Annotated in this window: 26 protein-coding genes and 1 pseudogene; 15 read left to right on the forward strand and 12 right to left on the reverse strand. The window is 70.4% G+C overall.

Going from position 1 to position 25,854, the window contains the following annotated elements:
- The first annotated feature begins 127 nt into the window (after positions 1-127).
- Positions 128-868, forward strand: a complete 741-nt coding sequence (locus ACZ5VQ_RS24515) for an SDR family NAD(P)-dependent oxidoreductase (protein ID WP_469106726.1) — start codon at positions 128-130, stop codon at positions 866-868.
- 90 nt (positions 869-958) lie between these two features.
- On the opposite strand, the gene ACZ5VQ_RS24520 is transcribed toward ACZ5VQ_RS24515, so the two are convergent.
- Positions 959-1,138: a hypothetical protein gene (locus ACZ5VQ_RS24520; RefSeq protein WP_055617124.1), complete on the reverse strand. Its 180-nt coding sequence runs from the start codon at positions 1,136-1,138 to the stop codon at positions 959-961.
- Between the two features lie 127 nt (positions 1,139-1,265).
- Positions 1,266-1,604, reverse strand: coding sequence for a winged helix-turn-helix transcriptional regulator (locus tag ACZ5VQ_RS24525; protein WP_383388721.1), 339 nt, complete (start codon positions 1,602-1,604; stop codon positions 1,266-1,268).
- Between the two features lie 175 nt (positions 1,605-1,779).
- Here ACZ5VQ_RS24525 and ACZ5VQ_RS24530 point away from each other — a divergent pair, with 175 nt between their 5' ends.
- On the forward strand, positions 1,780-2,340 hold the full coding sequence (locus ACZ5VQ_RS24530; protein WP_469106727.1) for a carboxymuconolactone decarboxylase family protein: 561 nt from the start codon (positions 1,780-1,782) through the stop codon (positions 2,338-2,340).
- A gap of 327 nt (positions 2,341-2,667) precedes the next feature.
- Here the strand turns inward: ACZ5VQ_RS24530 and ACZ5VQ_RS24535 are convergent, their stop codons facing one another.
- Positions 2,668-3,543, reverse strand: coding sequence for an undecaprenyl-diphosphate phosphatase (locus tag ACZ5VQ_RS24535; RefSeq protein ID WP_328846768.1), 876 nt, complete (start codon positions 3,541-3,543; stop codon positions 2,668-2,670).
- 295 nt (positions 3,544-3,838) lie between these two features.
- Here ACZ5VQ_RS24535 and ACZ5VQ_RS24540 point away from each other — a divergent pair, with 295 nt between their 5' ends.
- The 3 genes from ACZ5VQ_RS24540 to ACZ5VQ_RS24550 are packed head-to-tail and all read left to right on the forward strand — an operon-like array spanning position 3,839 to position 6,749.
- Complete coding sequence (locus ACZ5VQ_RS24540) at positions 3,839-5,092, forward strand: Gfo/Idh/MocA family protein (protein ID WP_469106728.1); 1,254 nt, start codon at positions 3,839-3,841, stop codon at positions 5,090-5,092.
- On the forward strand, positions 5,089-6,024 hold the full coding sequence (locus ACZ5VQ_RS24545) for a DUF6807 domain-containing protein (RefSeq protein WP_469106729.1): 936 nt from the start codon (positions 5,089-5,091) through the stop codon (positions 6,022-6,024). Before ACZ5VQ_RS24540 ends, ACZ5VQ_RS24545 begins: the two co-directional genes overlap by 4 nt.
- Complete coding sequence (locus ACZ5VQ_RS24550; protein WP_469106730.1) at positions 6,021-6,749, forward strand: cupin domain-containing protein; 729 nt, start codon at positions 6,021-6,023, stop codon at positions 6,747-6,749. The genes ACZ5VQ_RS24545 and ACZ5VQ_RS24550 overlap by 4 nt, the downstream gene beginning before the upstream one ends.
- Before the next feature lie 131 nt (positions 6,750-6,880).
- Here ACZ5VQ_RS24550 and ACZ5VQ_RS24555 read toward each other — a convergent pair whose 3' ends face one another.
- Complete coding sequence (locus ACZ5VQ_RS24555) at positions 6,881-7,357, reverse strand: winged helix-turn-helix transcriptional regulator (RefSeq protein WP_469106731.1); 477 nt, start codon at positions 7,355-7,357, stop codon at positions 6,881-6,883.
- Positions 7,358-7,463: 106 nt separating this feature from the next.
- On the opposite strand from ACZ5VQ_RS24555, the gene ACZ5VQ_RS24560 reads away from it, so the two are divergent.
- Complete coding sequence (locus ACZ5VQ_RS24560; protein ID WP_469106732.1) at positions 7,464-8,633, forward strand: thiolase family protein; 1,170 nt, start codon at positions 7,464-7,466, stop codon at positions 8,631-8,633.
- Positions 8,634-8,756: 123 nt separating this feature from the next.
- Here ACZ5VQ_RS24560 and ACZ5VQ_RS24565 read toward each other — a convergent pair whose 3' ends face one another.
- Positions 8,757-9,542 (reverse strand): TVP38/TMEM64 family protein, encoded by a 786-nt coding sequence (locus ACZ5VQ_RS24565; RefSeq protein ID WP_469106733.1) that lies wholly within the window; start codon positions 9,540-9,542, stop codon positions 8,757-8,759.
- A 49-nt stretch (positions 9,543-9,591) separates the two neighbouring features.
- Between ACZ5VQ_RS24565 and ACZ5VQ_RS24570 the strand changes: the two genes are divergently transcribed.
- The 4 genes from ACZ5VQ_RS24570 (at position 9,592) to ACZ5VQ_RS24585 (ending at position 13,589) form a co-directional block, all read left to right on the forward strand.
- The gene (locus ACZ5VQ_RS24570; protein WP_469106734.1) at positions 9,592-10,326 is read left to right on the forward strand and encodes a DNA alkylation repair protein; all 735 of its coding nucleotides are present in this window, start codon (positions 9,592-9,594) and stop codon (positions 10,324-10,326) included.
- A 442-nt stretch (positions 10,327-10,768) separates the two neighbouring features.
- Positions 10,769-11,938 carry an elongation factor Tu gene (gene tuf, locus ACZ5VQ_RS24575; protein WP_469106735.1) on the forward strand — a complete coding sequence of 390 codons (1,170 nt, stop codon included), beginning with the start codon at positions 10,769-10,771 and terminating at the stop codon, positions 11,936-11,938.
- Positions 11,939-12,060: 122 nt separating this feature from the next.
- On the forward strand, positions 12,061-12,621 hold the full coding sequence (locus ACZ5VQ_RS24580) for a DinB family protein (protein ID WP_469106736.1): 561 nt from the start codon (positions 12,061-12,063) through the stop codon (positions 12,619-12,621).
- A gap of 122 nt (positions 12,622-12,743) precedes the next feature.
- Positions 12,744-13,589: a spermidine synthase gene (locus ACZ5VQ_RS24585; protein ID WP_469106737.1), complete on the forward strand. Its 846-nt coding sequence runs from the start codon at positions 12,744-12,746 to the stop codon at positions 13,587-13,589.
- A 7-nt stretch (positions 13,590-13,596) separates the two neighbouring features.
- Here the strand turns inward: ACZ5VQ_RS24585 and ACZ5VQ_RS24590 are convergent.
- Both ACZ5VQ_RS24590 and ACZ5VQ_RS24595 read right to left on the reverse strand, forming a co-directional pair.
- Positions 13,597-13,890, reverse strand: a pseudogene (locus ACZ5VQ_RS24590) (MFS transporter); the annotation flags it as partial.
- A gap of 152 nt (positions 13,891-14,042) precedes the next feature.
- On the reverse strand, positions 14,043-15,089 hold the full coding sequence (locus ACZ5VQ_RS24595) for a DUF8017 domain-containing protein (RefSeq protein WP_469106738.1): 1,047 nt from the start codon (positions 15,087-15,089) through the stop codon (positions 14,043-14,045).
- Positions 15,090-15,334: 245 nt separating this feature from the next.
- Here ACZ5VQ_RS24595 and ACZ5VQ_RS24600 point away from each other — a divergent pair, with 245 nt between their 5' ends.
- Complete coding sequence (locus ACZ5VQ_RS24600; RefSeq protein WP_362085392.1) at positions 15,335-15,772, forward strand: DUF4442 domain-containing protein; 438 nt, start codon at positions 15,335-15,337, stop codon at positions 15,770-15,772.
- Between the two features lie 155 nt (positions 15,773-15,927).
- Here ACZ5VQ_RS24600 and ACZ5VQ_RS24605 read toward each other — a convergent pair whose 3' ends face one another.
- From ACZ5VQ_RS24605 to ACZ5VQ_RS24625, 5 genes are read right to left on the reverse strand one after another with little or no spacing between them, the layout of a single operon-like run.
- Complete coding sequence (locus ACZ5VQ_RS24605; RefSeq protein WP_469106739.1) at positions 15,928-16,947, reverse strand: Gfo/Idh/MocA family protein; 1,020 nt, start codon at positions 16,945-16,947, stop codon at positions 15,928-15,930.
- A 17-nt stretch (positions 16,948-16,964) separates the two neighbouring features.
- Entirely contained in the window at positions 16,965-17,867 is a 903-nt protein-coding gene (locus ACZ5VQ_RS24610) for a sugar phosphate isomerase/epimerase family protein (protein WP_469106740.1), read from the reverse strand.
- The gene (locus tag ACZ5VQ_RS24615; RefSeq protein WP_469106741.1) at positions 17,867-18,781 is read right to left on the reverse strand and encodes an ATP-binding cassette domain-containing protein; all 915 of its coding nucleotides are present in this window, start codon (positions 18,779-18,781) and stop codon (positions 17,867-17,869) included. The genes ACZ5VQ_RS24610 and ACZ5VQ_RS24615 overlap by 1 nt, the downstream gene beginning before the upstream one ends.
- 4 nt (positions 18,782-18,785) lie before the next feature.
- On the reverse strand, positions 18,786-19,859 hold the full coding sequence (locus ACZ5VQ_RS24620) for an ABC transporter permease (RefSeq protein WP_469106742.1): 1,074 nt from the start codon (positions 19,857-19,859) through the stop codon (positions 18,786-18,788).
- A gap of 5 nt (positions 19,860-19,864) precedes the next feature.
- Entirely contained in the window at positions 19,865-20,881 is a 1,017-nt protein-coding gene (locus tag ACZ5VQ_RS24625; protein ID WP_362067800.1) for a sugar ABC transporter substrate-binding protein, read from the reverse strand.
- A 314-nt stretch (positions 20,882-21,195) separates the two neighbouring features.
- Between ACZ5VQ_RS24625 and iolC the strand changes: the two genes are divergently transcribed.
- From iolC to iolD, 4 genes are read left to right on the forward strand one after another with little or no spacing between them, the layout of a single operon-like run.
- Positions 21,196-22,146, forward strand: a complete 951-nt coding sequence (gene iolC / locus ACZ5VQ_RS24630) for a 5-dehydro-2-deoxygluconokinase (RefSeq protein ID WP_359840483.1) — start codon at positions 21,196-21,198, stop codon at positions 22,144-22,146.
- Positions 22,147-22,175: 29 nt separating this feature from the next.
- Positions 22,176-23,054: a Cgl0159 family (beta/alpha)8-fold protein gene (locus ACZ5VQ_RS24635; protein WP_266748706.1), complete on the forward strand. Its 879-nt coding sequence runs from the start codon at positions 22,176-22,178 to the stop codon at positions 23,052-23,054.
- A gap of 19 nt (positions 23,055-23,073) precedes the next feature.
- Positions 23,074-23,958: a 5-deoxy-glucuronate isomerase gene (gene iolB / locus ACZ5VQ_RS24640; RefSeq protein ID WP_469106743.1), complete on the forward strand. Its 885-nt coding sequence runs from the start codon at positions 23,074-23,076 to the stop codon at positions 23,956-23,958.
- 7 nt (positions 23,959-23,965) lie between these two features.
- The gene (gene iolD, locus ACZ5VQ_RS24645; protein ID WP_469106744.1) at positions 23,966-25,840 is read left to right on the forward strand and encodes a 3D-(3,5/4)-trihydroxycyclohexane-1,2-dione acylhydrolase (decyclizing); all 1,875 of its coding nucleotides are present in this window, start codon (positions 23,966-23,968) and stop codon (positions 25,838-25,840) included.
- The last annotated feature ends 14 nt before the right edge of the window (positions 25,841-25,854 follow it).

Consider the following 25,854-nt stretch of genomic DNA (forward strand, 5'->3'; position numbering starts at 1 on the left):
AGCCAAGGGGCGTGCAGTGATATTCACCGGTCGTGCGCCGTATGGACGTACGAACCCGGTCCTGAGAGACGATCACCGTCCCGTTGCGAGCGACACGGGCGGGATCACGGATCACGAAGGAGCGCGCATGTCTCGTCCCGTCACGGTCGTCACGGGTGGCAGTCGGGGGATCGGTGCCGCGACCTGCCTGCGGCTGGCGGCGGACGGTCACGACCTGGTGGTCGGGTACGCGCGTGACGACGAGGCTGCGGAGCGCACCGCGGGCGCCGTGCGCGAGGCCGGGGCGCGATGCGTGACGGTACGTGCGGACACCTCGGACGAGGCGGACGTCGAGCGGCTCTTCGACACGGCGGTCGAGCGGCTCGGGGCGGTGACGGGCCTGGTGAACAACGCCGGAGTGACCGGCACGCTCGGCCGGCTCGCCGACACGGACACCGCCGAGCTGCGCCGGGTCGTGGAGGTCAACCTCCTGGGCACGCTGCTGTGTTCGCGCCGGGCCGCGCGCGACATGGCGCTCCGGGGCGCCGGCGTCATCGTGAACGTGTCGTCGGCGGCCGCCACGCTCGGCAGCCCCGGGGAGTACGTCCACTACGCGGCCACCAAGGCGGCGGTCGACGCGCTGACGGTGGGGCTGTCGAAGGAACTCGGCCCCGACGGCATCCGCGTCAACGCCGTCGCCCCGGGCCTCATCGACACGGAGATGCACGCCGCGATGGGGGATCCGGACCGCCCGGCCCGGCTGGCGCCGTCGATTCCGCTCGGGCGGCCGGGGGATCCCGCGGAGGTCGCGGCTGCCGTGGCGTGGCTGCTGTCACCGGATTCGTCGTACGCGACGGGAGCGGTGCTGCGGGTGGCAGGGGGCCGGTGAGGCGAGAGGGCTCCGGCCGGGTGGCGGGCCCGCACGCTCAGGAAGTCCTCACTCCGCGGATACCACTCCGAGGACATCACGCCACGGGCGTCACGCCGCCTCGATGACCTCGTGACGGATCGCCGCGGCCCACTGCACGACCAGCAGTTCGTACTCGGCCCTCTCCTGGGCCGACAGGGAACCGCCGGCGCGTATCCATAACGCGCGGATCTGCTCATTCAGCACGGCGGCAGACCGCGCGGAACCAGGGCTCACGGAATTGGGGGACATGCGCACAAGCGTAGGGCCAAGGACTGACAGTGCGCTACCAAACGGCTACCCATGCAGTATGTGGTTGGTCACGCCAAAAACGTTTGAGGGTCGACGGGTTGGGAAAAGAGTCGGCCGCTGTTCCGTATCACCGCTGTTCGGCCCAGGTGCGGGACCAGTCGAGCAGGGGCCCCATCGCCGTCACGAGGTCCTCGCCGAGAGGTGTGAGGCGCCAGGTCGTCTCGTCCGTGGGCGCCGCGATGCCCGCCTCGCGGAGGTCGGTGAGGCGGGCGGACAGGACGCTGGACGACATGGCGTCGCAGCGGCGCTGGAGGTCGCGGAAGCCGATCGGCGCACCGCTCCGGTGGAGCTCCCAGATCACGCGGAGCGTCCAGCGGCGGCCCAGGAGGTCCAGAGCGGCCATGACGGGACGACCGGTGGCCGAACCGCGCACGGGCCGACCGGGACGGGGTGCCGTGCCCAAGATGCCATCCCTCCCCGTCGGTTGCCTCGCCGCGGTTCGCAGCCAAAGCGGCGCTCGCGGTGTCTCGGCGCGCCTCGGCGAACCGGCGACTGTTCCTCACCGAACCGACAACTGCCGGTGCGTTCCTTTGCGTTCCCACTCTTGCGCTTCGATTTCAGAAGCGCAAGAGTCGGAAGGCATGAAGCAACGCATCGAGGGCGTCACGCCGCCCTATGACCCCGAATCCGAACGTGAGTTGCGCCGCTGGATGCCGCCCGGCGTCACCCATGAACCCCTGATGCTCTTCAAGGTCCTGCAGCGCCACCCCGACCTCGCCTCCCGTATGCGGACCCTCGGCGCGGGCCTGCTCGTCCACGGCCGGCTCTCCGACGCCGACCGCGAGCTGGTCATCGCCAGGGTGGCGGCCCGCTGCGGCTGCGCGTACGAGTGGGGCGTCCACATGGTCGCGTACGCCGAAGCCTCCGGTCTGGGTCCGGAGCGGATTCCCCTGACGGTGACCGGGACCCCGGCCGATCCGGCCTGGACGCCACGCCAGGGGGCCCTGCTCCGGGCCGTGGACGAACTCCACGACACGGCCCGCCTGTCGGACGACGGCTGGACCGTTCTCCGCGCCCATCTCGACGAACTCGAAGCCCTGGAGTTCCTGGTCCTGGCGGGCTGGTACCGCACCATCGCGTACGTGGCCAACGGGCTGGAGATCGAACAGGAGCCGTGGGCGCGGGCGTTCCCGGAGGGGTGAAACGGTCCGGGGTCGCGGACCCTGCGGATGGCCGTACAGCCCCGCGGACAGCCGTGGAACCCCGCGGATAATCGAGTGCCCCCAAGTGCCCGTCCCGCTACGGTGGTTCACGTCCGGGTGCGAAGGCTGCGGCTACTTCTCCTGTCAAGAGAGAGACGCGGGTTCGAATCCCGTCGCCGGCGCGAGCCGGTGTCGTCCAGCGGCCGAGGACACTTACGTCGCCGCCGCCGAGTCAGACCTCTGGACACCGAGCACGAGCCGCCCGCCACGGGGGAAATCAGGCGGGCGGCTTCGTCATGTCGGGAGTGCCTGCGAGTGCGGCGGTCGTCAGCCCGCCGACTCGGCCGCGTGCGGGCTGAGCGCGCCCATGCTGACCAGTACGATGATCAGGATGCCGAGCAGGATGCGGTAGTAGACGAACGGCATGAAGCTCTTGGTCGTGATGAACTTCATGAACCAGGCGATAACGGCGTAACCCACCAGAAAAGCGATGATCGTCGCGAAGACCGTGGGGCCCCACGAGACATGGCCGCCCTCGCTCGCGTCCTTCAGCTCGAAGGCGCCGGACGCGAGGACCGCCGGGATGGCGAGCAGGAACGAGTAGCGGGCCGCGGCCTCGCGCGTGTAGCCCATGAGGAGACCGCCGCTGATCGTGGCGCCGGAGCGGGAGACGCCGGGGACGAGGGCCATCGCCTGGCAGATGCCGTAGATCAGGCCGTCCTTCACACTCAGGTCCTGGAGCGACTTGCGCTCCTTCGCGGCCCGGTGCTTCCCGCCCGTCTCGTCGCGCGCCGCGAGGCGGTCGGCGACACCGAGGATGATGCCCATCACGATCAACGTCGTCGCGGTGATGCGCAGATCGCGGAACGGCCCCTCGATCTGGTCCTTGAGGGTGACGCCCAGCACGCCGATCGGAATCGAGCCGATGATCACCAGCCAGCCCATCTGCGCGTCGTGATCACTCCGCATCGCCTTGTTCGTGAGCGAGCGGAACCACGCCGAGATGATCCGGGCGATGTCCTTGCGGAAATAGATCAGTACCGCCGTCTCCGTACCGATCTGGGTGATCGCGGTGAAGGCCGCTCCCGGGTCCTCCCAGCCCGCGAACGCCGCGGTCAGCCGCAGGTGCGCGCTGGAGGAGACGGGAAGGAACTCGGTCAGCCCCTGGACGAGTCCGAGGATGAGGGATTCAAACCAAGACATGAAGTTACGTGATCCAAGTGCTGATGGCGGGAGCGGAGCGAATGGCCGGACGGACGTGCCGTGTTGTCGTCTGCGGTGATCAGGCGCGCCCGGGGCAGCGTAGCGCCCCTCGGGGAGCGTGTGACGACAGGGCCTCCCCGTCACAGGCCCCGCCACGGTGACCAGGGTGTTGACCCGCCGCGATGCCGACGCTTACGTTTCCGCGAGGAGTGAAAGCGCTTGCTGCCCTCGGTGGCCATCCAGTGGTCGCCGAGGAGGGCAGGCGTCCGCCAGAACCGCTGTCACGTCCGATGGAGTGCTGATCACGTCCATGCGTACCTCACGCGACGCCACCACCAGCAAGACGACCGAGCACGAGGACATCGAGCACCCGAGCAACCAGTACGAGAGCACCGAGCGCGAGACCCGGCCGGCCGTTCCGTTCGACGGCCGCCGGATCAAGGCCGCCGTCATCGGCACCGGAGCCATCGCCTCCGGCAGTCATCTGCCCGCACTCGCCGCGCTCGCCGCGGAAGGCGAGGTGGAGATCGTCGCCGCGGTCGACATCGACGCCGACGCGGTGAAGCGCTTCTGCGCGGACGGCGGTGTTCCGCACGGCTACACCGATCTCGACCGGATGCTGGCGGAACAGCGCCCGGACCTCGTCTCCATCTGCACCCCGCCGACCCTCCACCGCGACCAGACCGTCGCCGCCCTGCGCGCCGGTGCCTGGGTGTGGTGCGAGAAGCCGCCCGTGCCGACCCTCGCCGACTTCGACGCCGTGGAGACGGAGGAGGGCACCGAGGGCGGTCCGTACGCCTCCATCGTCTTCCAGCACCGGTTCGGCTCGGGCGCCCGGCACGTACGCCGTCTGATCGCCGACGGCGCCCTGGGGCGGCCCCTCGTGGCGCACTGCCAGACCACCTGGTACCGCAACGCCGCCTACTACGCCGTGCCCTGGCGCGGAAAGTGGGAGACCGAGGGCGGCGGGCCCGCCATGGGACACGGCATCCACCAGATGGATCTGCTGCTCGACCTGCTCGGGCCGTGGAGCGAGGTGCGGGCCATGGCCGGGCGTCTGGTGCACGACGTGCAGACGGAGGACGTCTCGACCGCGCTCGTACGCTTCGAGAGCGGCGCGCTCGCGACCGTGGTCAACAGCGTGCTCAGCCCGGACGAGGTCAGCCGGATCCGCATCGACTGCGAGCACGCGACGGTCGAACTCACCCATCTCTACGAGCACAGCAACGACAACTGGCGCATCACCCCGGCACCGGACGCGCCCGTCGAGGACGTGGCGGCCTGGCAGAACTTCGGCGCCGACGTGCCGAGTTCGCACCTGGCCCAGCTGCGTGACCTGGTCGCCAGCATGCGTGCGGGCGAGCGGCCGCGCAGCAGCGGCGCCGACGGGCGCACCAGCCTGGAGCTGATCACCGCGCTCTACAAGTCGGCCTTCACGGACGTCACCGTCCGCGCCGGCGAGATCGGGCCCGGCGACCCCTACTACACCGCCCTGCACGGCGGCGCGCCCGGCTGGGCACCCACGACGCACGAGGAGGCATCGGCATGACCGCACACGACGGCCTGCGCATCGTCCACGCCCACGGCGACCGCATCACGATCACCGAACCCACCACCGGTGTCGACCTGTTGAGCTACGTGTACGGCCCCGAGGCGGCCTGGGAGGCCCCGAAACCGTATCTGCACCCGCTCAGGACGCTCGCGGGCAACGTTGTCACGGACTACCGGCCCAACGACCACCGCTGGCACAAGGGTCTGCAGATGACCGCCTCGCATCTGTCGGGGGCGAACCTGTGGGGCGGCAACACATACGTTCACGGAGAGGGGTATCTCGAACTCCCTGAGCGGGTCGGGTCGATGACGCACGTCTCGTTCGACGAGGTGCGCGCCGACAACGACCGTGTGGTCATCTCCGAGCGGCTCACCTGGCATCCGTACGACGGCTCGCTCTGGGCGGACGAGGAGCGCCGCGTCGAGGTGCACGACGTGGACCCGGTGTCCGGATCCTGGGCGCTGACCTTCTCGACCTCCGTCACCAACCGCCGTGACGAACCCCTGCGGTTCGGCAGCCCCACGACGGCCGGGCGGGAGATGGCCGGCTACACGGGCCTGTTCTGGCGCGGCCCCCGCGGCTTCCGGGACGGCCGGATCATCGGGCCCGACGGTGAGGGTCCCGACCTGATGGGCGAGCAGGCACCGTGGCTCGCGTACTCCGCGGAGCACGACGTCGTCGACGGGTACGCGACGCTCGTCTTCGCGCACGCCCCCGAGAACGACCACACGGGCGAGGGCGGTGCCCATCCGGCCCACTGGTTCGTGCGCAACGAGCCGTTCGCGGCCGTCGCCCCCTCCTTCGCCTTCTTCGACGAGCTGGAGCTCGCACCCGGCGAGACCCTCGCCCGTCGTTACCGCGTCGTCGTCGCCGACGGTGCCTGGGAGCGCGAGGAGATCGCCAAGTACCTGGCGGTGCACCCGTGGTGAGCGCGGGCCCCGACTCGACCGGATTCGCCGGGCTCCCCGGAGGCGTCGCAGTCTCGCACCTGTCGGTCTACGACTGGCCCGCCGACGACGGGGTGTGCGGCGGAACTCCCCATCTGCACCTGACCTGTTCGGAGGCGTACGTCGTCACCGGCGGGCGGGGCTCGGTGCAGACCCTGACCACGTCCGGGTACGAGGTCACGTCGCTCGCGCCCGGCACGGTGGCCTGGTTCACGCCCGGCACGATCCACCGGCTCGTCAACGAGGACGAACTGCGCATCACCGTCCTCATGCAGAACAGCGGGCTTCCGGAGGCCGGGGACGCGGTGCTCACCCTGCCGCCGAAGTACCTGACCGACCCGGAGACGTACGCCGCCGCGACCGTCATCCCGGCGGACGCGCCCGAGGAGGAGAAGGAGCGGTTCGCCCGCGCCCGGCGCGATCTCGCCCTGGAGGGCTACCGGGCACTGCGCGAGGCGGACGGGCCCGAGCCGCTCGCCGCGTTCCAGCGGGCCGCCGCCGAGCTCGTACGCCCCCGGCTCGCCGAGTGGCGCGAGCGGTGGCGGCGGGGTGCCGAGGCGGCGGCCGCGGCGACCGGGGAACAGCTCGACCGGCTTGAGCGGGGGAACGTGTCCCACCTCGCCGACGCCGTCGTACGGGCCGAACAGCCGTCCGCGTACGGGAAGTTCGGGATGTGCGGGCGGCTCGACGTGTACCGGGGGGCGTAGCACCGGCTCCGGCGGGAATGAGCTGCCGGTTCTGCTTGGGGACATGCTGCCGGTTCCGGCGGGAAGGTGCCTTCGGTGCTGGTGGGGCCTGCTCCCGGTTTCGGCGGGGAACGTGAGCGGCGGTGTCCGGACTACGCCGCCGAGGGCCCCGTCGCCGTCCACCCCGGGGCCTGCGGGTGGGCCGTCAGGTCGTCGTGCCGTACCGCCTCGCCGCACTCGGCGCAGGTGACGACCGGGACCAGTTCGTGGCCGCCCGCATGTCCCGGGCCGCCGATGTGTTCGAGCACCATGGGGCGATCACCGTCGTTGAGATGGCGGTCGCCCCACGCCATGAGTGTGAGGAGCACGGGCTCCAGCTCCAGACCGGCCCGCGTGGGCCGGTACTCGAACCGTGGCGGCTTCTCGCTGTACGCGACCTTCTCCAGCACGCCGGCGTCCACCAGCCTCTTCAGGCGGCTCGTCAGCACGTCGCGCGGGGCGCCGATGTTGCGGACCAGCTGGTCGAACCGTGTGGCGCCCAGGGTCACCTCGCGCAGGACGAGCAGGGAGTACTTCTCGCCGACGAGCGCGAGGGTGTCGGCGATCGAGCAGGGGCGGGCGTCCTTCATGCGATCCAGTCTATGGGGGTGGGTTGGTTCTTCCAACCCACTGGGTTACCGTGGAGTCACATGGTGGGTTTGGAAAGCAAACCCTATGACTTCGAGGGGCCGGACCATGCGTGACGCAGTCATCGTCGAAGCCGTACGCACTCCGATAGGCCGGGGCAGGCCGAACGGCTCGCTCGCCCACGTCCATCCCGTGGAACTCCTCGCCCACACCCTCCGCGCCCTCGTCGAGCGCTCCGGCGTCGATCCCGCGCTGATCGACGACGTGATCGGCGGGACGGTAGACCAGGTCGGCGAGCAGGCCATGAACACCACGCGGTACGCGGTCCTCTCGGCGGGCTTCCCCGAGTCGGTGCCCGCGACGACGGTCGACCGCCAGTGCGGCTCCTCCCAGCAGGCGGTGCACTTCGCGGCGCAGGGCGTCATCTCGGGGGCGTACGACTTGGTCGTGGCCTGTGGAGTGGAGTCCATGAGCCGTGTCCCGATGTGGTCGAACGTGCCGGAGGGCAAGGACCCCTTCGGGCCGGGAGTCGCCGAGCGGTACCCCGAAGGGCTGATTCCGCAGGGGATCAGCGCCGAGCTGATCGCGGCCAAGTGGTCGATCTCGCGCGAGGAGATGGACACCTTCGCGGTGGAGTCGCACCGCAGGGCCGCCGAGGCGTGGGAGAGCGGGCTGTTCGCCGACGAGGTCGCGCCTCTCGACGGAGTGACGCGGGACGAATGCGTCCGGCCCGGCAGCAGTACGGAGGTCCTGGCCGGTCTGAAGCCCGCCTACTACGACCCGGGCTTCGGTGAGCGCTTCCCGCAGATCGACTGGAACGTCACCGCGGGCAATGCCAGCCCGGTCAACGACGGCGCCTCCGCCGTGCTCATCACGTCCAGCGAGACCGCCGCCCGGCTGGGTCTGCGGCCCCTTGCGCGGCTGCACAGCTTCGCCGTCACCGGGTCCGACCCGCTGCTGATGCTCACCGGTGTCGTTCCCGCCACGGAGAAGGTGCTCCGCAGGGCCTCGCTCACCCTCGACGACATCGACCTCTTCGAGGTGAACGAGGCCTTCTCCAGCGTCGTCCTCGCCTGGCGGCAGGAGACGGGCGCGGACCTCTCCAAGGTCAACGTCCACGGCGGCGCGATCGCCATCGGCCACCCGCTCGGCGCGAGCGGCGCACGGCTCACGACCACGCTCGTGCACGCCATGAGGGCGCGCGGCGCCCGCTATGCCCTCCAGACGATGTGTGAGGCGGGCGGCCTGGCGAACGCGATGGTGCTGGAGGGGCTGTAGGCAGGTACGTAGGCGCGGCGTCGGCCCACTGCGGGAGGCCGCACCCGCGCCCGACGACGACGGTGTCTGCCGGGTCGCCACGCGGTTCCGGGCGTCCCCGGGCAGACACCCGGGGAGCCCGACTCAGCGGTCCCGGAAGTGGTGGCGTTTGCGCCAGGCGATGATCGCTCCCGCGAGGGCGGGGAGTGCGATGAAGGCCATGGCGATCAGGAAGGCGGGGGACGTCGGGGTAGAGGCGCGGGCGCCGGCGACGACGTACGCGGCGGTGTTGGGGATCGAGCCGAGGCCCGTGGCGAGGAGGAAGGGGAACCAGCCCATGCGCGAGACGGACGCGCAGTAGTTCGCGGCCCAGAACGGCACTCCGGGGAAGAGCCGCGCGGCCATCATCGAGCGGAATCCGTGACGGCTGAGCTGGCCGTCCGCCGCTGTCAGCCAGCGGCCCCGGAGCAGCGGTCGCAGCGCGTCCTGCCCGAGTATCCGGCCGAGCCCGAAGGCGATCCCGGCCCCGAGCACCGTACCCGCGAGCGAGGCACCGAGCCCGAGCTGCGAGCCGAACAGGGCGCCCGCGGCCAGATTGAGGAGCGGCCGGGGCACGAACGCGACCGTGCACAGCCCGTACGCCACCGCGAAGACCACGGACGCGGCCGCGCCGTTCAGCTGGGGCGGCCAGCCGTCGGCCAGCAGCTTCTGGGGCTCGAACAACAGCACCGTCGCGCCCGCCGACACCAGCAGCGACACCAGCAGCGAGAGCCGGGACCACGGAGAGAGCAGTGCTCTCGTGCAGCGGGCGGTCAGACCTCTCGGCGCGGTGGCGAACTCGGAGGTGAACTCGGTGGGGACGAGTTCCGTTGCGGGGACCGGGGGAGCGGCCGTGGCGGTGCCCCCAGAGCGGGTGGTGGCATCGAGCATCCGGTGACACTAACTGACCAAGGTGTGTGATCGCCGTATGGTTCGTCTCATGGGCGGCACAGCTTCCGGAACGTCAGATGGCCACTTGGAGCTGCCGCGCAGCGCCCTCGCGGACACCGTGCTGGAGCGGCTCACGGCCACCTACGCCGCGGCGGCCGATCCGCGGCGGGCCGGCGAGATGCGCGCGTACATGAAGGACATCGCCCCTTTCCTGGGCCTGACCACGCCTGATCGCCGTGCGCTCTCCCGGACCGTCCTCGACGGAACCCCGCGTCCGGACGAGGCCGACTGCACGGCGGTGGCGCTGCGGTGCTGGCGGCTGCCGGAGCGCGAGTACCAGTACTTCGCCGTCGACTATCTGCGCCGGCATGTGAGGCGTCTCTCGTCCGGTTTCCTGCCCGTGGCACGTCAACTCGTCTCCACGGTCCCTTGGTGGGACACCGTCGACGCACTCGCCGCCCATGTGGTCGGAGGCCTCGTGGCGGCCGACCCGAAACTGAAGTCCGACATGGACAGGTGGATCGAGGACGACGACCTGTGGGTCGCGCGGACCGCCCTCCTCCACCAGCTCCGCCACAAGGACGCCACCGACACCGAACGCCTCTTCAGGTACTGCGTCCGCCAGTCCGCGCACCCCGACTTCTTCATCCGCAAGGCGATCGGCTGGTGTCTGCGCGAGTACGCCAAGACGGATCCGCAGGCGGTACGGGACTTCGTCGCCGGCGAGCGGGAGCGGCTCTCACCGCTGTCCGTGCGTGAGGCGCTCAAGAACGTCGGCCCCTGACACACCGGATCCGCCGGATCATCGGCACCTGACAGACCAGAACACCTGCACCCCACGCACCAGAACACCTGCACCTCCCACACCGGAACACCTGCACCTCACACCGGAACATCGGCACCTTACGCACCAGCGGAAAGCCCCGACTCACCGCGGCTCACGGCCGCGAAAAACCATTCGACGAGGCCATCCGCGTCGGCGATGATCTCCTCATGTTCCGGTACGCCTTCCACCTCGCAGCATCCGCAGTCGCGGACGCGCCGAAGGCTGCCGTCCTGATCAACTTGGCCGCCGCAGACGGCGCCCGAAGCTGACCCTTCCCGGATCGTCCGGCGGACCCCGCAGGGGGAGGGTCGGCAAGTCCTTGGGGTCCCTGTCCCGGCCGCTGTGACGCCGGGGCCATCACTCAGCTCCGCTGACACCGAAGAGGCTTCGAGGTACTGCCATGCCCAAGACGGCTTACGTGCGCACCAAACCACATCTGAACATCGGCACCATGGGTCATGTCGACCACGGCAAGACCACCCTGACCGCCGCCATCACCAAGGTCCTCGCCGAGCGCGGCTCCGGCACGTTCGTTCCCTTCGACCGGATCGACCGCGCGCCGGAGGAGGCCGCGCGCGGCATCACCATCAACATCTCGCACGTCGAGTACGAGACCGACACCCGGCACTACGCGCACGTGGACATGCCGGGCCACGCCGACTACGTCAAGAACATGGTCACCGGGGCCGCGCAGCTCGACGGGGCGATCCTCGTCGTCTCCGCGCTCGACGGGATCATGCCGCAGACCGCCGAACACGTGCTGCTCGCCCGGCAGGTGGGCGTGAACCACATCGTCGTAGCACTCAACAAGGCCGATGCGGGCGACGAGGAGTTGACGGACCTCGTCGAGCTGGAGGTCCGCGAGCTGCTGACCGCGCACGGCTACGGGGGCGACTCCGTACCGGTCGTACGCGTCTCCGGACTCAGGGCGCTGGAGGGCGACCCCCGGTGGACCGAGGCGATCGGCGCGCTGCTCGACGCCGTGGACACGTATGTGCCCATGCCCGAGCGGTACTTGGACGCCCCGTTCCTGTTGCCGGTGGAGAACGTGCTCACCATCACCGGCCGGGGCACGGTCGTCACGGGAGCCGTCGAGCGCGGCACGATCCGCGTGGGCGACCGTGTCGAAGTGCTCGGCGCCGCCGTGGACACGGTGGTCACCGGCCTGGAGACCTTCGGCAAGCCCATGGACGAGGCGCAGGCCGGCGACAACGTGGCGTTGCTGCTGCGCGGCGTACCCCGTGACGCGGTGCGCCGCGGACACATCGTCGCGGCGCCCGACAGCGTCGTACCGAGTCGTCGCTTCTCCGCGCAGGTGTACGTCCTGTCGGCGCGCGAGGGCGGTCGCACGACACCGGTGTCCACCGGCTACCGGCCGCAGTTCTACATCCGCACCGCGGACGTCGTCGGCGATGTCGACCTCGGCGAGCGGGCGATCGCGCGGCCCGGCGACACCGTCACCATGACGGTCGAGCTGGGGCGCGACGTGCCACTGGAGCCGGGCCTCGGCTTCGCGATCCGTGAGGGCGGCCGCACGGTCGGCGCCGGAACGGTGACCGCTGTCGGCTGACTCCGGCGCGGGCGCCCGCCTTTCGTTGTGTACGGGAGGCGGGCACCGGCGTGTCCGAGGGCACCGGCACGATGCCGAAACGCGGGTGCGCCCATGCCGCGCCGCGGCCGAGGATGGGGGCCATGACGACCCAGCAGCCCCGCCGAAGAGCCGAGACATTCGCCGTCGCCGAGGCGGACGACCTTCGTTTCAGCACCTCCGCCACCGCCGACGAACGCACGCTCCTCCTCGACATCCTGGGCGCTCAGCGGTCGACACTGGAGATGAAGTGTGCCGGTCTGGCAGGTGAGTTGGCCCGGCGGTCCGTCGAACCCTCCACCCTCTCGCTGCTCGGTATCGTCCGGCATCTCGCCGACATGGAGCGCCGCTGGTTCCGGCGGGCACTGGCCCGGCAGGACGCGCCCGCGCTCTTCTCCTCGGAGGCGTGCCCGGACGGCGATTTCGACGGAGCGTCCGCCGACCCCGCCGTGATCGCCGAGGCCTGGGGAGCCTGGCGCGCCGAAGTGGCCTTCTCCGACGGCTTCGTCGCCGACGAGCCCGGCCTCGACCTGGCGGGTGAGGACCCGTGGCGCGGGCCGGTGTCGCTGCGCTGGGTCCTCATCCACATGGTCGAGGAGTACGCCCGCCACAACGGCCACGCCGACCTGCTCCGCGAGCGCATCGACGGAGCGATCGGCGTGTGAGGCGGGCGACGCGGGTGAGACGCGGGGCGGGTGGCACGGAGCGGGTGGCACCGGGCGGGTGGCACGGGGCGGGGATCGGGCGGAGTCCGGCCCGGCCGTGCCCGTACGGGCACAATGGACCTGTGGACGAGCCGATACCCGTGACGCGAGCCGTGGATCACGGGACCGCCAAGCTGATGCCGGACGTCGACCGGAAGCGGGCGTGGCTCCTGACGGTCGACGGGGCGCCTCAGTCGTACGTGGATCTCGACGCGCCGACGCACCTGGAGTTCGAGTACGCGCGACGGCTCGGGCACGTCCTGGACACCCTCGCGGAACCGGGACGGGCGCTGGACGTGCTGCACCTCGGCGGCGGCGCGCTCACCCTTCCCCGCTATCTCGCGGCGACCCGGCCGGGCTCCCGGCAGGACGTGGTCGAGGCAGACAGCGGGCTGCTCGACCTAGTCGCAGAGCATCTGCCCGTCCCCGACGACGCGGGCATCACGGTGCACGGCGCGGACGCCCGGGCCTGGCTCGAATCCGCGCCCGCCGACTCCGCCGACGTCCTGATCGCCGACGTCTTCGGCGGTTCCCGGGTCCCCGCGCACCTGACCTCGGTGGCGTACGCCCGCGGGGCCGAGCGCGTCCTGCGCGCCGACGGCGTGTACCTGGCCAACCTCGCCGACGCCACGCCCTTCGCCTTCCTGCGCTCCCAACTGGCCACGTTCTCCACGGTCTTCGACGAGCTGGCGCTGATCGCCGAGCCAGGCGTGCTGCGCGGCCGCCGCTTCGGCAACGCGGTACTCGTCGCCTCGCACCGCCCGCTCGACACCCCCGCCCTCACCCGCCGCACGGCCGCCGACGCCTTTCCGGCCCGGGTCGAGTACGGGGACACGCTCCGGGTCTTCGTGGGCGACGCGCGGCCCGTACGGGACGAGGACGCGGTGCCGTCGCCCGAGCCGCCCGACGGGGCGTTCAGCATCGGCTGAGTACTGACCCGGATCGGCTGAGGACCGATCCGGTACGCGCGGCGGTCGATCTCGGCCTGTTGGCCGCGACCATCACGCGGTGCCGGGGCAGCCGGTCCGCGACCGTGCCGCCGATCAGCAGGAAGAGCACCAGTGGGAGGGTGCGGGACGCCGCCACCAGACCCACGTCACCGCCGTCGCCGCCCTCGTCCAGGACGGCGAACGCCGCCGCGATCAACGCTCCTTGGCTGCCAAGGTTCGTCACCGCCGCGGCGGCGGTCAGCAGGGTGTAGTTGCGGCCCGTCCAGGCAGGGCGGCGCAGGCGGCGGGGGAGTCGCCGGCAGGTCTCACCCGGCGACTGTCTCCGCCGCGGGACCGGCTTGCCAAACGACTTGTCGGCCTCTTCCTGTCGTCTGTTCAGCCTGTTCCGCTGTTCAGCCTGTTCCGCCCGCGTCGGCTGTCACGCGTCGGACGTCACGTGTCCGTGGGCGCGGCCTCGGTGAGGCGCACGGTGTTGAGGATCTTCTGGACGGTCGCCTCGGGGATCTCGTCGCCGACCCCCTTGGCGCCGTACAGGTTCCAGGTGACGAAGTCGCCCGCGCCGTTCTTGAACGCGAAGGTGATCGCCTTGCCCTCGCTGTCGCACTTGCCGTTCTGCGGCGTGTTCTTCGAGTACGCGGTGGCGATGCTGCCTTCGAGGCCCGACTTCGTGGTGTAGGGCTTCGCCTTGTCGAACTTCACGCTCTTCTTGTCCGGCTGCGTGTAGCCGCCGAAGATCCACCACGGGACACGGGTCTCGGCCGCCTCGGCCGAGTCCTTGGCGCCGTTCTCGCCGCGCGTTCCGGCGGTGGCCAGCGCGGTGTCCTCGTCGCGGCCGTCCTTGTCGCTGTCCGTGGTGCACCACTTGGACTTGAGGTAGGCGGGGGCGGTGACCGTGGTGCGGTCGGTCTTGCCCTTCTCCTCCCACTCGAAGCCCACACTGGTGTCGGTGCTCTCGATCTCCCAGTCGGAGGGGACGTCGAACATCGTGCCGAAGCGGGGGTTGATGACGACCTTCCAGCCCGCGATGGTCGCCTTCTCGCCGTCGGTGCCGCGCGGGTTGTCCTCGCCGGTGGAGGGGGAGGCGCTCGGGTCCTTCGACGCGCTCGACGACGGTGACTGCTTCGCCTTGCCGCCCTTGTCGCCGTCGGCCTCGTCGTCCTTGTCGCCGCCCAGGACCAGGAAGCCCGTCACACCGGCCGCGATGACGACGGCCGTGGCCGCCACGATCGCGACGAGCTTCGTCCTGTTCCCGTTCCCGTCACCGCCGCCCTGAGGCGACTGCGGAGGCTGCGGCACACCGGGCGCACTCCAGCCGGGCTGCCCCGGCTGCGTGTACGGGTTCGGCGTCTGAGGTCCGGTCTGCTGGAATCCGGGTTGCTGATACGGATTCGGCTGCTGGTACCCCGGCTGCTGGTACGGGTTCTGGTTCTGGTCCTGCGGGTTCTGCTCGCCCCCGGGCGGCTGGTTTCCTGGCCACATGGGCAGTAACCCTAGTGCCGCCCCGGACACGGTTGGGTCACTGCCCTTCGTCAGGGACGTACCGGATCAGGGCCCAGATGGGTCCTTATGGAGACGTACCGTACGAACGAAGCCCCTCCGGCATTCTCGAACGCGAACATCCGCGCGCCGCGGGCGAGTTCCCCGGTGTTCCCGGCGATCACTTTTCCGCCACTGGTCACGGCTGGCTACTCGCGGGTAACGTGCCCGCCATGAGCGCAGACCAGATGTCGATCGGCGAGATGCTCGCCGCCACGGTTCCCATGGTGCGGACCCTGAAGCTGGAGTATCTGGAGACCACTCCGGAGAAGGCCGTCCTCGCGCTGCCCGACCAGAGCGAGTACCACAACCATGTGGGCGGGCCGCATGCCGGGGCGATGTTCACGCTGGGGGAGTCGGCGAGCGGCGCCGTCGTGCTGGCCGCGTTCGGAGACCAGCTCGCACGGGCCGTGCCGCTGCCCGTGACCGCCGAGATCGCGTTCAAGAAGCTGGCCAGGGGGCCTGTCACGGCCACCGCAACGCTGGGGCGCTCCATCGAGGACGTCGTCGCCGAACTCGACGCCGGGCAGCGGCCGGAGTTCCCCGTGGCCGTCGCCATCCAGCGCGAGGACGGTGCCGTGACCGGCGAGATGACGGTCATCTGGACCCTGCGGCCCAACGGCTGAGGAACTGCCCGGGTCTCGTCGCCGTCGGCCTCTGAGGGGGCCCGGGGCGTCGTGCGTACAGCGGCGGGGGGAGCGGGCCGGGTGTCCTCGTCCGCAATTGCCGGGAGGGTGGACCCGTCGTGCGGGGCCACCCTCCAGAGAGTTTTCTCGTCCGGTCAGCTGTAGAAGGCCGGCCGCTCGACGAGGTCGACCTCGATCCGGCCGCCCTCGGTCTGGGCGCGGACGCCCGCCTCGCAGACCGCGGCCGTGGCATAGCCGTCCCAGGCGCTGGGCCCGGTGACCTCACCGCGGCGGGTGGCGTCGACCCAGGCCTGCACCTGGCGGTCGTACGCGTCCTCGAAGCGCTCCACGAAGTCCTGGGCGATGGTGCCGCCCCAGCGGCCCGCCTGGTTGGTGACCAGGGCGTGCCCGTCACCGATGCGGGCCGTGCCGCGTTCGCAGACCACCTCGGCCTGTACCTGGTACCCGAAGCCGCAGTTGACGTTGATCTCGACGTCGACGATCGCGCCGTCGGCGGTCTCGAACACGACGAACTGCGGATCCTGCAGGCCCTCCGGGGCGTTGCCGGACGGCGTCGGCTTCAGCACGGTGACCGCGGTGATCTCCTGGCCGAGCAGCCAGCGCGTGATGTCCATCTCGTGCACGACGGAGTCGTTGATGAGCATCTCGCTGGTGAAGCCGGGCGGGGTCGCGACATTGCGGTGCCGGTTGTGCAGCATCAGCGGCCGGCCCAACTGCCCTGTGTTCAGCAGGGCCTTGAGCTTCGCGTACTCGGTGTCGTACCGGCGCATGAAGCCCACCTGCACCAGGCGGTGCCCTACCTTCTGCTCGGCCTCCAGGACCCGCAGCGCCGAGGCCGAGCCCGGGGTGAGCGGCTTCTCGCACAGGACGGGCAGGTCGTGCTCGAAGGCGGTGAGCAGCGCCGCCTCGTGGGCGGGGCCGGGGGAGGCGATCAGTACGGCGTCGACGCCGTCCGAGGCCATCGCGGCGGCCGCGTCGGTGTGGGCCGTGCAGCCCTCGATGCCGTCGGCGATCCGCTTGACCCGTTCCGCGTCGACGTCCACGACCGCGGCGACGCGTGCCCCGTTGGTCACTTGGCCGAGACGCCGCACATGATCGGCGCCCATCTTTCCGGTGCCGATGACGGCCACGCCGAGCGTTCCACGCTGAGCCATGGTCGGTTGATCCCTTCTCAGGCGCCGCAGGAGCGCAGGAACTGGCGGGTGCGCACCGCGATGGGCAGGGGCTTGTCCGGCGGGCAGGGGTACATGTCCTGCTCGACGATGGCGAACAGATCGACACCGAGGCGCTGCGCGGCGTCCAGCACCGGCTCCAGGGCGGGCACGCCGTTGGGCGGCTCGCACATCACACCGCGCTGGACGGCGGGGCCGAACGGGACCTCGTTCTTGACGACGTCCGCGAGTATCTCCGGATCGACCTGCTTGAGGTGCAGATAGCCGATGCGCTCGCCGTACGTCTCGATCAGTTTGACGTTGTCGCCGCCGCAGTAGGCGTAGTGCCCGGTGTCCAGGCAGAGACTGACCAGGCCGGAGTCCGTCGAGTCCAGGAAGCGCTCGACGTGCTCCTCGGTGTCGATGTGCGTGTCGGCGTGCGGGTGCACGACGATGTCGAGACCGAAGCGCTCCTTCACCTCGTGGCCGAGGCGCTCCATGCCCTTGGCGAGGTACGACCATTGACGGACCGTCAGCTCCGGCGGCTCGATCAACGCGGCGGTCTTGTCGTCGCGCCAGAAGGACGGGATGACCACCAGGTGCTTCGCGGCCATCGCCCGGGTCAGTTCGGCGACCTGGCTGACGTGCTCCCAGGTGGCGTCCCAGACGTCGGGGCCGCGGTGCAGCGCGGTGAAGACCGTGCCGGCCGACACCTTGAGATCCCGCTTGTTCACCTCGTCGGTGAGCTTGGCCGGGTCGGTCGGCAGATAGCCGTACGGGCCGAGCTCGATCCAGGAGTAACCGGCCTCGGAGACCTCGTCCAGGAAGCGTTCCCAGGGCACCTGCTGGGGGTCGTCGGGGAACCAGACGCCCCACGAGTCCGGCGCGGAGCCGACGCGGATGCGGTCGAGCGCGTTGGCCATCAGGAGGCCTTTCCTTCCGAGGAGGCGGCGGCGGTGGGTGCTTTGAGGTCTGCCTCTTCGGGGAGTTCTTCGACGTCGACGCCGCGGACCTGGGCGAGTTCGTGTTTGAGTGCGGCGAGTTCGGCGCCGCCGGCCATGTGGTTGGTGAGTTCTTCGAGGCTGACGTCGGCGCGGGCGGCGGAGAGTTCCATGGTGCCCAGGCGCAGGACGCTGAAGTGGTCGCCGACCATGTAGGCGTGGTGGGGGTTGTGGGTGATGAAGATGACGCCCAGGCCGCGGTCGCGGGCGGCGGCGATGTACTTCAGGACCACACCGGACTGTTTGACGCCGAGCGCTGCGGTGGGCTCGTCCAGGATGAGGACGCGGGCGCCGAAGTAGACGGCGCGGGCGATGGCCACGGACTGGCGCTGGCCGCCGGAGAGGGTGCCGATGGGCTGGTCGAGGTCGTCCAGGACGATGCCCATATGGCGCAGTTCCTGGTCCGCGGTTGCCTTCATCTTCGCGATGTCGAGGCGGCGGACGGGCCAGGGGCCCTTGGTCATCTCGGAGCCGAGGAAGAAGTTCCGCCACACCGGCATCAGCGGGACGGTGGCGAGGTCCTGGTAGACGGTGGCGATGCCCTTGTCGAGGGCCTCGCGCGGGTTGCTCAGCTGCACCGGGTGGCCGTCGATGAGGAACTCGCCCTCGGTGTGCTGGTGCAGCCCGGAGATGATTTTGATCAGCGTCGACTTGCCCGCGCCGTTGTCACCCAGCACACAGGTGACCTGGCTGGGGTGGACGGCCAGGTCGACGCTGTGCAGGGCGCGGACGTTGCCGTACGCCTTGCCCGCACTCTTCAGCTCGACGATCGGCTCGGTGGTGTCGGGCTTGTCCTTGACCGCTGCGCCGTTGGGGGAGGTTTCGTTGGTGGTCATGGCTTTACCTCCGGGTGGCCTGGCGGCGGACCCACAGATTGACGAGGGCGGCGAGCAGGAGCATGACGCCGAGGAAGGCCTTGAACCAGTCGGGGTTCCAGTTGGCGTAGACGATGCCCTGGGAGACCATGCCGAAGATGAAGGCACCGATGACCGGGCCGATCGCCGATCCGTAGCCGCCGGTGAGCAGGCAGCCGCCGATGACCGCGGCGATGATGTACAGGAACTCGTTGCCCACGCCCTCGCCGGACTGGACGGTGTTGAACGAGAACAGGATGTGCATCCCGACGAACCAGGCACCCGCCCCCACCCCCATGAACAGGGCGATCTTGGTGAAGGTGACCGGCACACCCACGGCACGGGCCGATTCCTTGTTGCCGCCGGTGGCGAAGATCCAGTTGCCGAACTTGGTGCGCAGCAGCAGCCAGGTCGCCGCCGCGGCGAACACGAACCAGTAGAACACCGTGATCTTCACATCGACGCCGCCGATGCTGATCTCGGAGGCGAAGACCTGCTTGGCCTGGTCGAAGCCGTCCATGTCACTGATCGAGTCGGTCGCCACGTTCCCGGTGAAGATCTTCGTGATGGCGAGGTTCGCGCCCTGCAGGATCAGGAACGTGCCCAGTGTGATCAAGAAGCTGGGAAGGCCGGTGCGTACGAGCAGGTAGCCGTTGAACGCGCCGATCGCCAGGGACACCAGCAGGGCGACGATGACGCCGGTCCACACGTTCATGGAGAGCTGGAAGCTCCACATGCTCGCGGTCAGCGCCGAGGTCGTCACGGCCACACCGGCGGAGAGGTCGAACTCGCCGCCGATCATCAGCAGGGCCACCGGCAGGGCCATGATGCCCATCACCGAGGACTCGTAGAGCACGTTGGCCAGCGAACCGGCCTCACGGAAGGGGGAGGCGACCGCGAAGAAGAAGACGTACACGGCGATCGCCGCGATGAGTGCGCCGATCTCGGGGCGGGCCGCCAGCCTGCGGGACAGGGACCGTTGTGAGGTCCGGCCGTCCTTGGGGGCGGCCGGCGGAGCCGGCGACGAGGAGCTCGTCGCCGGTGCCGTTGCCTGGGACATGGAAATCACCGAGTGCCCTTCGCGGCGAACTTCGCGATGGCTTCGACGTTGGACTTGTCGACGAACGCGGGACCGGTCAGGACCGGTTCCTGGCCGCCGCCGCTGAAGTTGCCGTTGGTCTTGTAGAGCCACAGGGAGTCGACCGAGAGGTAGCCCTGCAGGTAGGGCTGCTGGTCCACGGCGAACTGGATGTCGCCGTCCTCGATGGCGCTGACCATCTCCTTGTTGAGGTCGAACGTCGCGACCTTGGCCTTGCTGCCCGCGTCGTCCACGGACTGCACGGCGGTCAGCGCGAAGGGGGCACCGAGTGTGACCACGTAGTCGATCGACGAGTCCTGCTTGAGCTTCGCGGTGATCGTCGACTTCACGGCCGGCATGTTCGTGCCGTTCACGTACAGGTTCGTGGTCTTGCCCTTGAACGTCTTCTTGACGCCCGCGCAGCGCGCCTCAAGGGCGACGTGGCCCTGCTCCTGGATGACGCAGATGTTGTTCTTGGCGCCGAGTTCGTTGAGCTTCTCGCCGAAGGCCTCGCCGGCGACGGACTCGTCCTGGCCGAAGTACTCCAGGAGTCCCTGGTCCTTCCAGTCGTCGACGCCTCCGTTGAAGCCCACGACCGGGATGCCCGCCGCCTTGGCCTTGGCGACCGCGGACTTCATCGCGTCCGGCTTGGCCAGCGTGACCGCGATGCCGTCGACCTTCTGGTCGATCGCGTTCTGGACCAGGTTGGCCTGCTTGGCCGAGTCCGGATTGCTGGAGTACACCAGCTCGACGTTGTCCTTGGCGGCGGCGGTCTCCGCACCCTTGCGGATGAGGTCCCAGAAGGTGTCGCCGGGGGCCGCGTGGGTGATCATCGCGACCTTCATGCGGGGGGTGTCGGCCTTGCCGGCAGACGCGTTGCCCGTGTCCTCCTCGGCCTTCTTGCCGCCGGAGTCGCTGGAACAACCGGTGACTATCAGGGCCGCCGCGGCGGCCGCGGCGACGAGGGCGAATCTGCGGGAACGGGTGCGAAACGTGCGGTCCATCTTTCCGGCACCTCACTGTGCGACAGGGGAAAGGGAGCAGGGGCAGCGGTCCGGGCGGGTGCCCGGTCCTTCGGCCCGTACGGAAGGAGACCGCAGGGCCACGTACCGACAAACTCGGCTGTGCTGTTGGGAGGGGATGTAAGTCCCTGACGGACCCCGCTGTCAATACTTTGTTAAGACATCATTTCAGGATCACGTGAGAATGTAAGTACAAAGTCTTGACATGGCTCGGCCTCGGTCTTACACCTAGGACACACCGGTCCCCTGCATCCCGCACCCCCGGAAGCCCGCAGCCACCATGAGGAGCGACGCGTATGACCGAGTCCTTCGACCTGATCACCATGGGTCGCATCGGGGTCGATCTCTACCCTCTGCAGACCGGAGTGCCGCTCGCGCGTGTCGAAACCTTCGGTAAATTCCTTGGTGGTTCGGCGGCCAACGTGGCGGTCGCCGCGGCCCGTCTCGGCCGTTCCACGGCGATCGTCACCCGAACCGGCGATGATCCCTTCGGAGCCTATCTGCACCAGGCTCTCAAGGAGTTCGGGGTCGACGATCGCTGGGTCACCCCCGTCGAGGCCTACCCGACGCCGGTCACGTTCTGTGAGATCTTCCCGCCCGACGACTTCCCGCTGTACTTCTACCGGCAGCCCAAGGCGCCCGACCTGGAGATCCGCACCGACGAGCTGGACTTCTTCGCCGTCCGGGCGGCGAAGATCTTCTGGATCACCGGCACAGGTCTGAGCGAGGAGCCCAGCCGCTCCGCCACGCTCGCGGCCCTCAAGGCGCGCGCCAAGGCCGGCACCACCGTCTTCGACCTCGACTGGCGCCCCATGTTCTGGAAGAACCCGGCCGAGGCCCGCCCGTACTACGCCGAAGCCCTGCGGCACGTCACAGTCGCCGTCGGCAACCTCGACGAGTGCGAGGTCGCCACGGGCGTCCGCGAGCCGCGCGCCTGCGCCGAGGCCCTCCTCGAAGCGGGCGTGGAACTGGCCGTCGTCAAGCAGGGCCCCAAGGGCGTACTCGCCGTCCACCGCGACGGCACCACCGCGGAAGTGCCGCCCGTACCCGTCGAGGTGGTCAACGGCCTCGGCGCGGGCGACGCGTTCGGCGGCTCGCTCTGCCACGGACTGCTGGCCGGCTGGGAGCTGGAGAAGACGATGCGGTACGCCAACGCGGCCGGTGCCCTGGTCGCCTCCCGCCTCGCCTGCTCCTCCGCGATGCCGACCGCCGCCGAGGTCGAGGATCTCGTCGCCTCCCGCGCCTGACGCCGCCACCCCTTGAACGGAGCCAACCCTTGAGCATCACCATCCCCGACCTCGTCAGGGTGCGTGCCCGGCACCCGGAGGCGGTGGCCGAAGCGGCCGCCCGCCGTACCCGGCGCCCCCTGGTCGGCGACAGCGGCCGCCTGATGATCGTGGCGGCCGACCACCCGGCACGCGGCGCGCTCGGAGTGGGCGATCGCAGGCTGGCGATGGCCAACCGCGCCGACCTGCTGGAGCGTCTGTGCATCGCCCTGTCGCGGCCGGGCGTGGACGGCGTGCTCGCCACCGCCGACATCCTGGACGACCTGCTCCTGCTCGGCGCGCTGGAGAACAAGGTCGTCATGGGCTCCATGAACCGCGGCGGCCTGGCCGGTGCCGTCTTCGAGATGGACGACCGGTTCACCGGACACCGCGCCGAGGACATAGCCCGGCTGAACTTCGACGCGGGCAAGCTGCTGCTGCGCATCGACTACGACGACCCCGGCTCGCTGACCACCCTGGAGTCGACCGCCCGCGCGATCGACGACATGGCCGCGCACCGGCTTCCCGTGTTCGTCGAGCCGTTCATCTCCCGCCGCGTCGAGGGAACGGTCCGCAACGACCTCACCGCCGAGGCCGTCACCCGCTCCATCGCCATCGCCTCCGGGCTGGGCGGCACCTCCGCCTACACCTGGCTGAAACTGCCCGTCACCAGCGACCCGGACGACATGGCCGCCGTGCTGGAGACCTCGACCCTGCCCGCCGTCCTGCTCGGCGGCGAGGTCGGCAGGGACCAGGAGGGCGCGTACGAGAGATGGCGCAAGGCCCTGCGACTGCCCACCGTCCAGGGCCTGGTCGTCGGCCGGTCCCTGCTCTATCCCGCCGAGGGCAGCGTGGAGACCGCGGTGGACACCGCGGTCGGCCTGCTCTGACCGGAAGGACCCACTTTTCATGACCAGCGCACACCACCTGCCCGCGGGCAAGGCCGCGAGCGGTCCGTACGCCGTGGACATCACCCCGGAGAGCGCCGGCTGGGACCACTCCAGCCTGCGCGTCCTCGAACTGGCGCCCGGCGGCACGCACTTGTTCACCGCCGGGGACAGCGAGTGGATCGTGACCTCGCTCAGCGGCGGCTGCACGGTCACGGTCGGCGACGACTTCGGCCGCGACGAGTTCGAGCTGCACGGCCGCGCGAGCGTGTTCAGCGGTGCCAGCGACTTCGTATACGTTCCGCGTGACGCGACCGCGACGCTCACCTCGGCCGACGGGGGACGCTTCGCGCTCACCGGGGCCCGCTGCTCCCGCCGCCTGCCGGCCCGTTACGGCACCGCCGAGTCCGTCCCGGTCGAGCTGCGCGGCGCAGGCAACTGCTCCCGCATGGTCCGCAACTTCGGCGCGGCCGGGGCCTTCGAGTGCGACAAGCTCATCGCGGTCGAGGTGATCACCCCGGGCGGCAACTGGTCCTCGTACCCGCCGCACAAGCACGACGAGAACCGGCCCGGCGAGGAGTCGGAGCTGGAGGAGATCTACTACTTCGAGATCGCCGCCCACGAGGGCACTCCCGGCCTCGGCTACCAGCGGGTCTCCCCGTCCGGCCACGGCAACGGCACGGACGTGCTCGCTGAGGTGCGCGACGGCGACATCGTCCTGGTCCCGGACGGCTGGCACGGCCCCTCCATCGCGGTGCCGGGCCACGACATGTACTACCTCAACGTCATGGCGGGTCCCGGTACCGACCGGGCCTGGCTGATCTGCGACCACCCCGACCACGCCTGGATCCGCGACACCTGGCCGAGCCAGCCCGTCGACCCCCGGCTGACCCGAACCACCCAGTGAGGAACCGATGAGCCGCTCCACCCTTCGCCTGACCGTCGCCCAGGCACTGGTGCGTTTCCTGGCCGCGCAGTACACCGAACGCGACGGCGTACGGCACCGGCTGATCGCCGGAACCTGGGGGATCTTCGGCCATGGCAACGTCGCCGGGATCGGTCAGGCGCTCCTGGAGGCCGGCGAGGAGACCATGCCGTTCCACCAGGGCCGCAACGAACAGGCCATGGTGCACGCCGCGGTCGGCCACGCCCGCCAGCTGAACCGGCTCTCCGCGCAGGCGGTCACCACCTCCATCGGCCCCGGTGCGACCAACCTGGTCACCGGCGCGGCCCTGGCCACGGTCAACCGCCTCCCGGTGCTGCTCCTGCCCGGCGACTACTTCGCGACCCGCGCCGCCGACCCGCTGCTCCAGCAGCTGGAGCACCCCGTCGAGGCGGACCTGTCGGTCAACGACACCCTGCGTCCGGTCTCCCGCTACTTCGACCGGATCACCCGCCCCGAGGCGCTGATCCCCTCCGCCCTGAACGCGATGCGCGTCCTCGCCGACCCGGTCGAGACCGGCGCCGTCACCCTCGCCCTGCCGCAGGACGTCCAGGCCGAGGCGTACGACTGGCCCGAGGAGTTCTTCGCCGACCGGATCTGGCACGTACGCCGCCCGGCGCCCGAACCGGCCGAGCTGGCGGCCGCCGTGGAAGCCGTACGAGCCGCGAGGCGCCCCCTGATCGTCGCGGGCGGCGGCATCCACCACAGCGAGGCCGAGCCGGCCCTCAAGGCGTTCGTGGAGGCCACCGGCATTCCGGTCGCGTCCACCCAGGCCGGCAAGGGATCCCTGCGCTACGACCACCCGGCGGACGTCGGCGGCGTCGGCCACACCGGCACCGCCGTCGCCGACGAACTGGCCCGCACCGCCGACCTGGTCATCGGCGTCGGCACCCGCTACACGGACTTCACCACTGCCTCCGCCACGCTCTTCCAGGAGCCGGACGTGCGGTTCGTGAACCTCAACGTGGCCGCCTTCGACGCGCACAAGCTGAGTGCCCGCACCCTGGTAGCCGACGCCCGCGCGGGTCTTGAGGCCCTCACCGAGGCGCTGTCCGGCCACCGTGTGGACGCGGCGTACGAGGCCGGGTATCGCGCCGGCAAGGAGCGCTGGGAGGAGGTCGTGGACGCCGTCTACCGGGCGGACGACGAACACGCGGTGCCCACCCAGACCCAGGTCCTGGGCGCCCTGGACGCCGTGGTCGGCGACGACGACGTCGTCATCAACGCGGCCGGCTCGCTCCCCGGCGACCTGCACAAGCTCTGGCGTGCGCGAAGCCCGCGCCAGTACCACCTGGAGTACGGCTACTCCTGCATGGGCTACGAGATCCCGGCGGGCATCGGCGTCCAGCAGGCCGCCCCCGGCACCCCCGTCTGGTCACTGGTCGGCGACGGCACGTACCTGATGATGCCCACCGAGATCGTCACCGCCGTCCAGGAGGGCCTGCCCGTCAACCTGGTGCTGATCCAGAACCACGGGTACGCGTCCATCGGCGGCCTCTCCGAGGAGACGGGCGGCGAGCGCTTCGGCACCGCCTACCGCTACCGGGCGGCCGACGGCACCTTCACCGGCGCCCCGCTGCCCGTGGACCTGGCCGCCAACGCCGCCAGCCTCGGCATGGACGTCCTGCGCGCCAAGACCGTCCGCGAACTGCGCGACGCCCTGGCCACGGCCCGCGCCTCGGACCGGCCGACATGCGTGTACGTCGAGACCGACCCGACGCCCACCGCCCCCGCCGCCGAGGCCTGGTGGGACGTACCGGTCGCCGAGGTCGCCACCCGCGACGCCGCCTCCCGCGCCCGCGAGAGGTACGACCGGCGCGTCGTCGACCGCCGCCGCCACCTCTGACCTCCCCCGCTCAC

The sequence above is a fragment of the Streptomyces sp. NPDC033178 genome (assembly GCF_055577685.1).

Coding starts and splice junctions, on each gene's coding strand:
- ACZ5VQ_RS24535 (WP_328846768.1), bottom strand. CDS start 3,543: ATGTCTTGGTTTGAATCCCTCATCCTCGGACTCGTCCAGGGGCTGACC.
- iolC (WP_359840483.1), top strand. CDS start 21,196: ATGACCGAGTCCTTCGACCTGATCACCATGGGTCGCATCGGGGTCGAT.
- ACZ5VQ_RS24595 (WP_469106738.1), bottom strand. CDS start 15,089: ATGTGGCCAGGAAACCAGCCGCCCGGGGGCGAGCAGAACCCGCAGGAC.
- ACZ5VQ_RS24605 (WP_469106739.1), bottom strand. CDS start 16,947: ATGGCTCAGCGTGGAACGCTCGGCGTGGCCGTCATCGGCACCGGAAAG.
- ACZ5VQ_RS24620 (WP_469106742.1), bottom strand. CDS start 19,859: ATGTCCCAGGCAACGGCACCGGCGACGAGCTCCTCGTCGCCGGCTCCG.
- ACZ5VQ_RS24555 (WP_469106731.1), bottom strand. CDS start 7,357: ATGAAGGACGCCCGCCCCTGCTCGATCGCCGACACCCTCGCGCTCGTC.
- ACZ5VQ_RS24545 (WP_469106729.1), top strand. CDS start 5,089: ATGACCGCACACGACGGCCTGCGCATCGTCCACGCCCACGGCGACCGC.
- ACZ5VQ_RS24560 (WP_469106732.1), top strand. CDS start 7,464: ATGCGTGACGCAGTCATCGTCGAAGCCGTACGCACTCCGATAGGCCGG.
- ACZ5VQ_RS24515 (WP_469106726.1), top strand. CDS start 128: ATGTCTCGTCCCGTCACGGTCGTCACGGGTGGCAGTCGGGGGATCGGT.
- iolB (WP_469106743.1), top strand. CDS start 23,074: ATGACCAGCGCACACCACCTGCCCGCGGGCAAGGCCGCGAGCGGTCCG.
- ACZ5VQ_RS24530 (WP_469106727.1), top strand. CDS start 1,780: ATGAAGCAACGCATCGAGGGCGTCACGCCGCCCTATGACCCCGAATCC.
- ACZ5VQ_RS24600 (WP_362085392.1), top strand. CDS start 15,335: ATGTCGATCGGCGAGATGCTCGCCGCCACGGTTCCCATGGTGCGGACC.
- tuf (WP_469106735.1), top strand. CDS start 10,769: ATGCCCAAGACGGCTTACGTGCGCACCAAACCACATCTGAACATCGGC.
- ACZ5VQ_RS24610 (WP_469106740.1), bottom strand. CDS start 17,867: ATGGCCAACGCGCTCGACCGCATCCGCGTCGGCTCCGCGCCGGACTCG.
- ACZ5VQ_RS24615 (WP_469106741.1), bottom strand. CDS start 18,781: ATGACCACCAACGAAACCTCCCCCAACGGCGCAGCGGTCAAGGACAAG.
- ACZ5VQ_RS24520 (WP_055617124.1), bottom strand. CDS start 1,138: ATGTCCCCCAATTCCGTGAGCCCTGGTTCCGCGCGGTCTGCCGCCGTG.
- iolD (WP_469106744.1), top strand. CDS start 23,966: ATGAGCCGCTCCACCCTTCGCCTGACCGTCGCCCAGGCACTGGTGCGT.
- ACZ5VQ_RS24625 (WP_362067800.1), bottom strand. CDS start 20,881: ATGGACCGCACGTTTCGCACCCGTTCCCGCAGATTCGCCCTCGTCGCC.
- ACZ5VQ_RS24580 (WP_469106736.1), top strand. CDS start 12,061: ATGACGACCCAGCAGCCCCGCCGAAGAGCCGAGACATTCGCCGTCGCC.
- ACZ5VQ_RS24570 (WP_469106734.1), top strand. CDS start 9,592: ATGGGCGGCACAGCTTCCGGAACGTCAGATGGCCACTTGGAGCTGCCG.
- ACZ5VQ_RS24565 (WP_469106733.1), bottom strand. CDS start 9,542: ATGCTCGATGCCACCACCCGCTCTGGGGGCACCGCCACGGCCGCTCCC.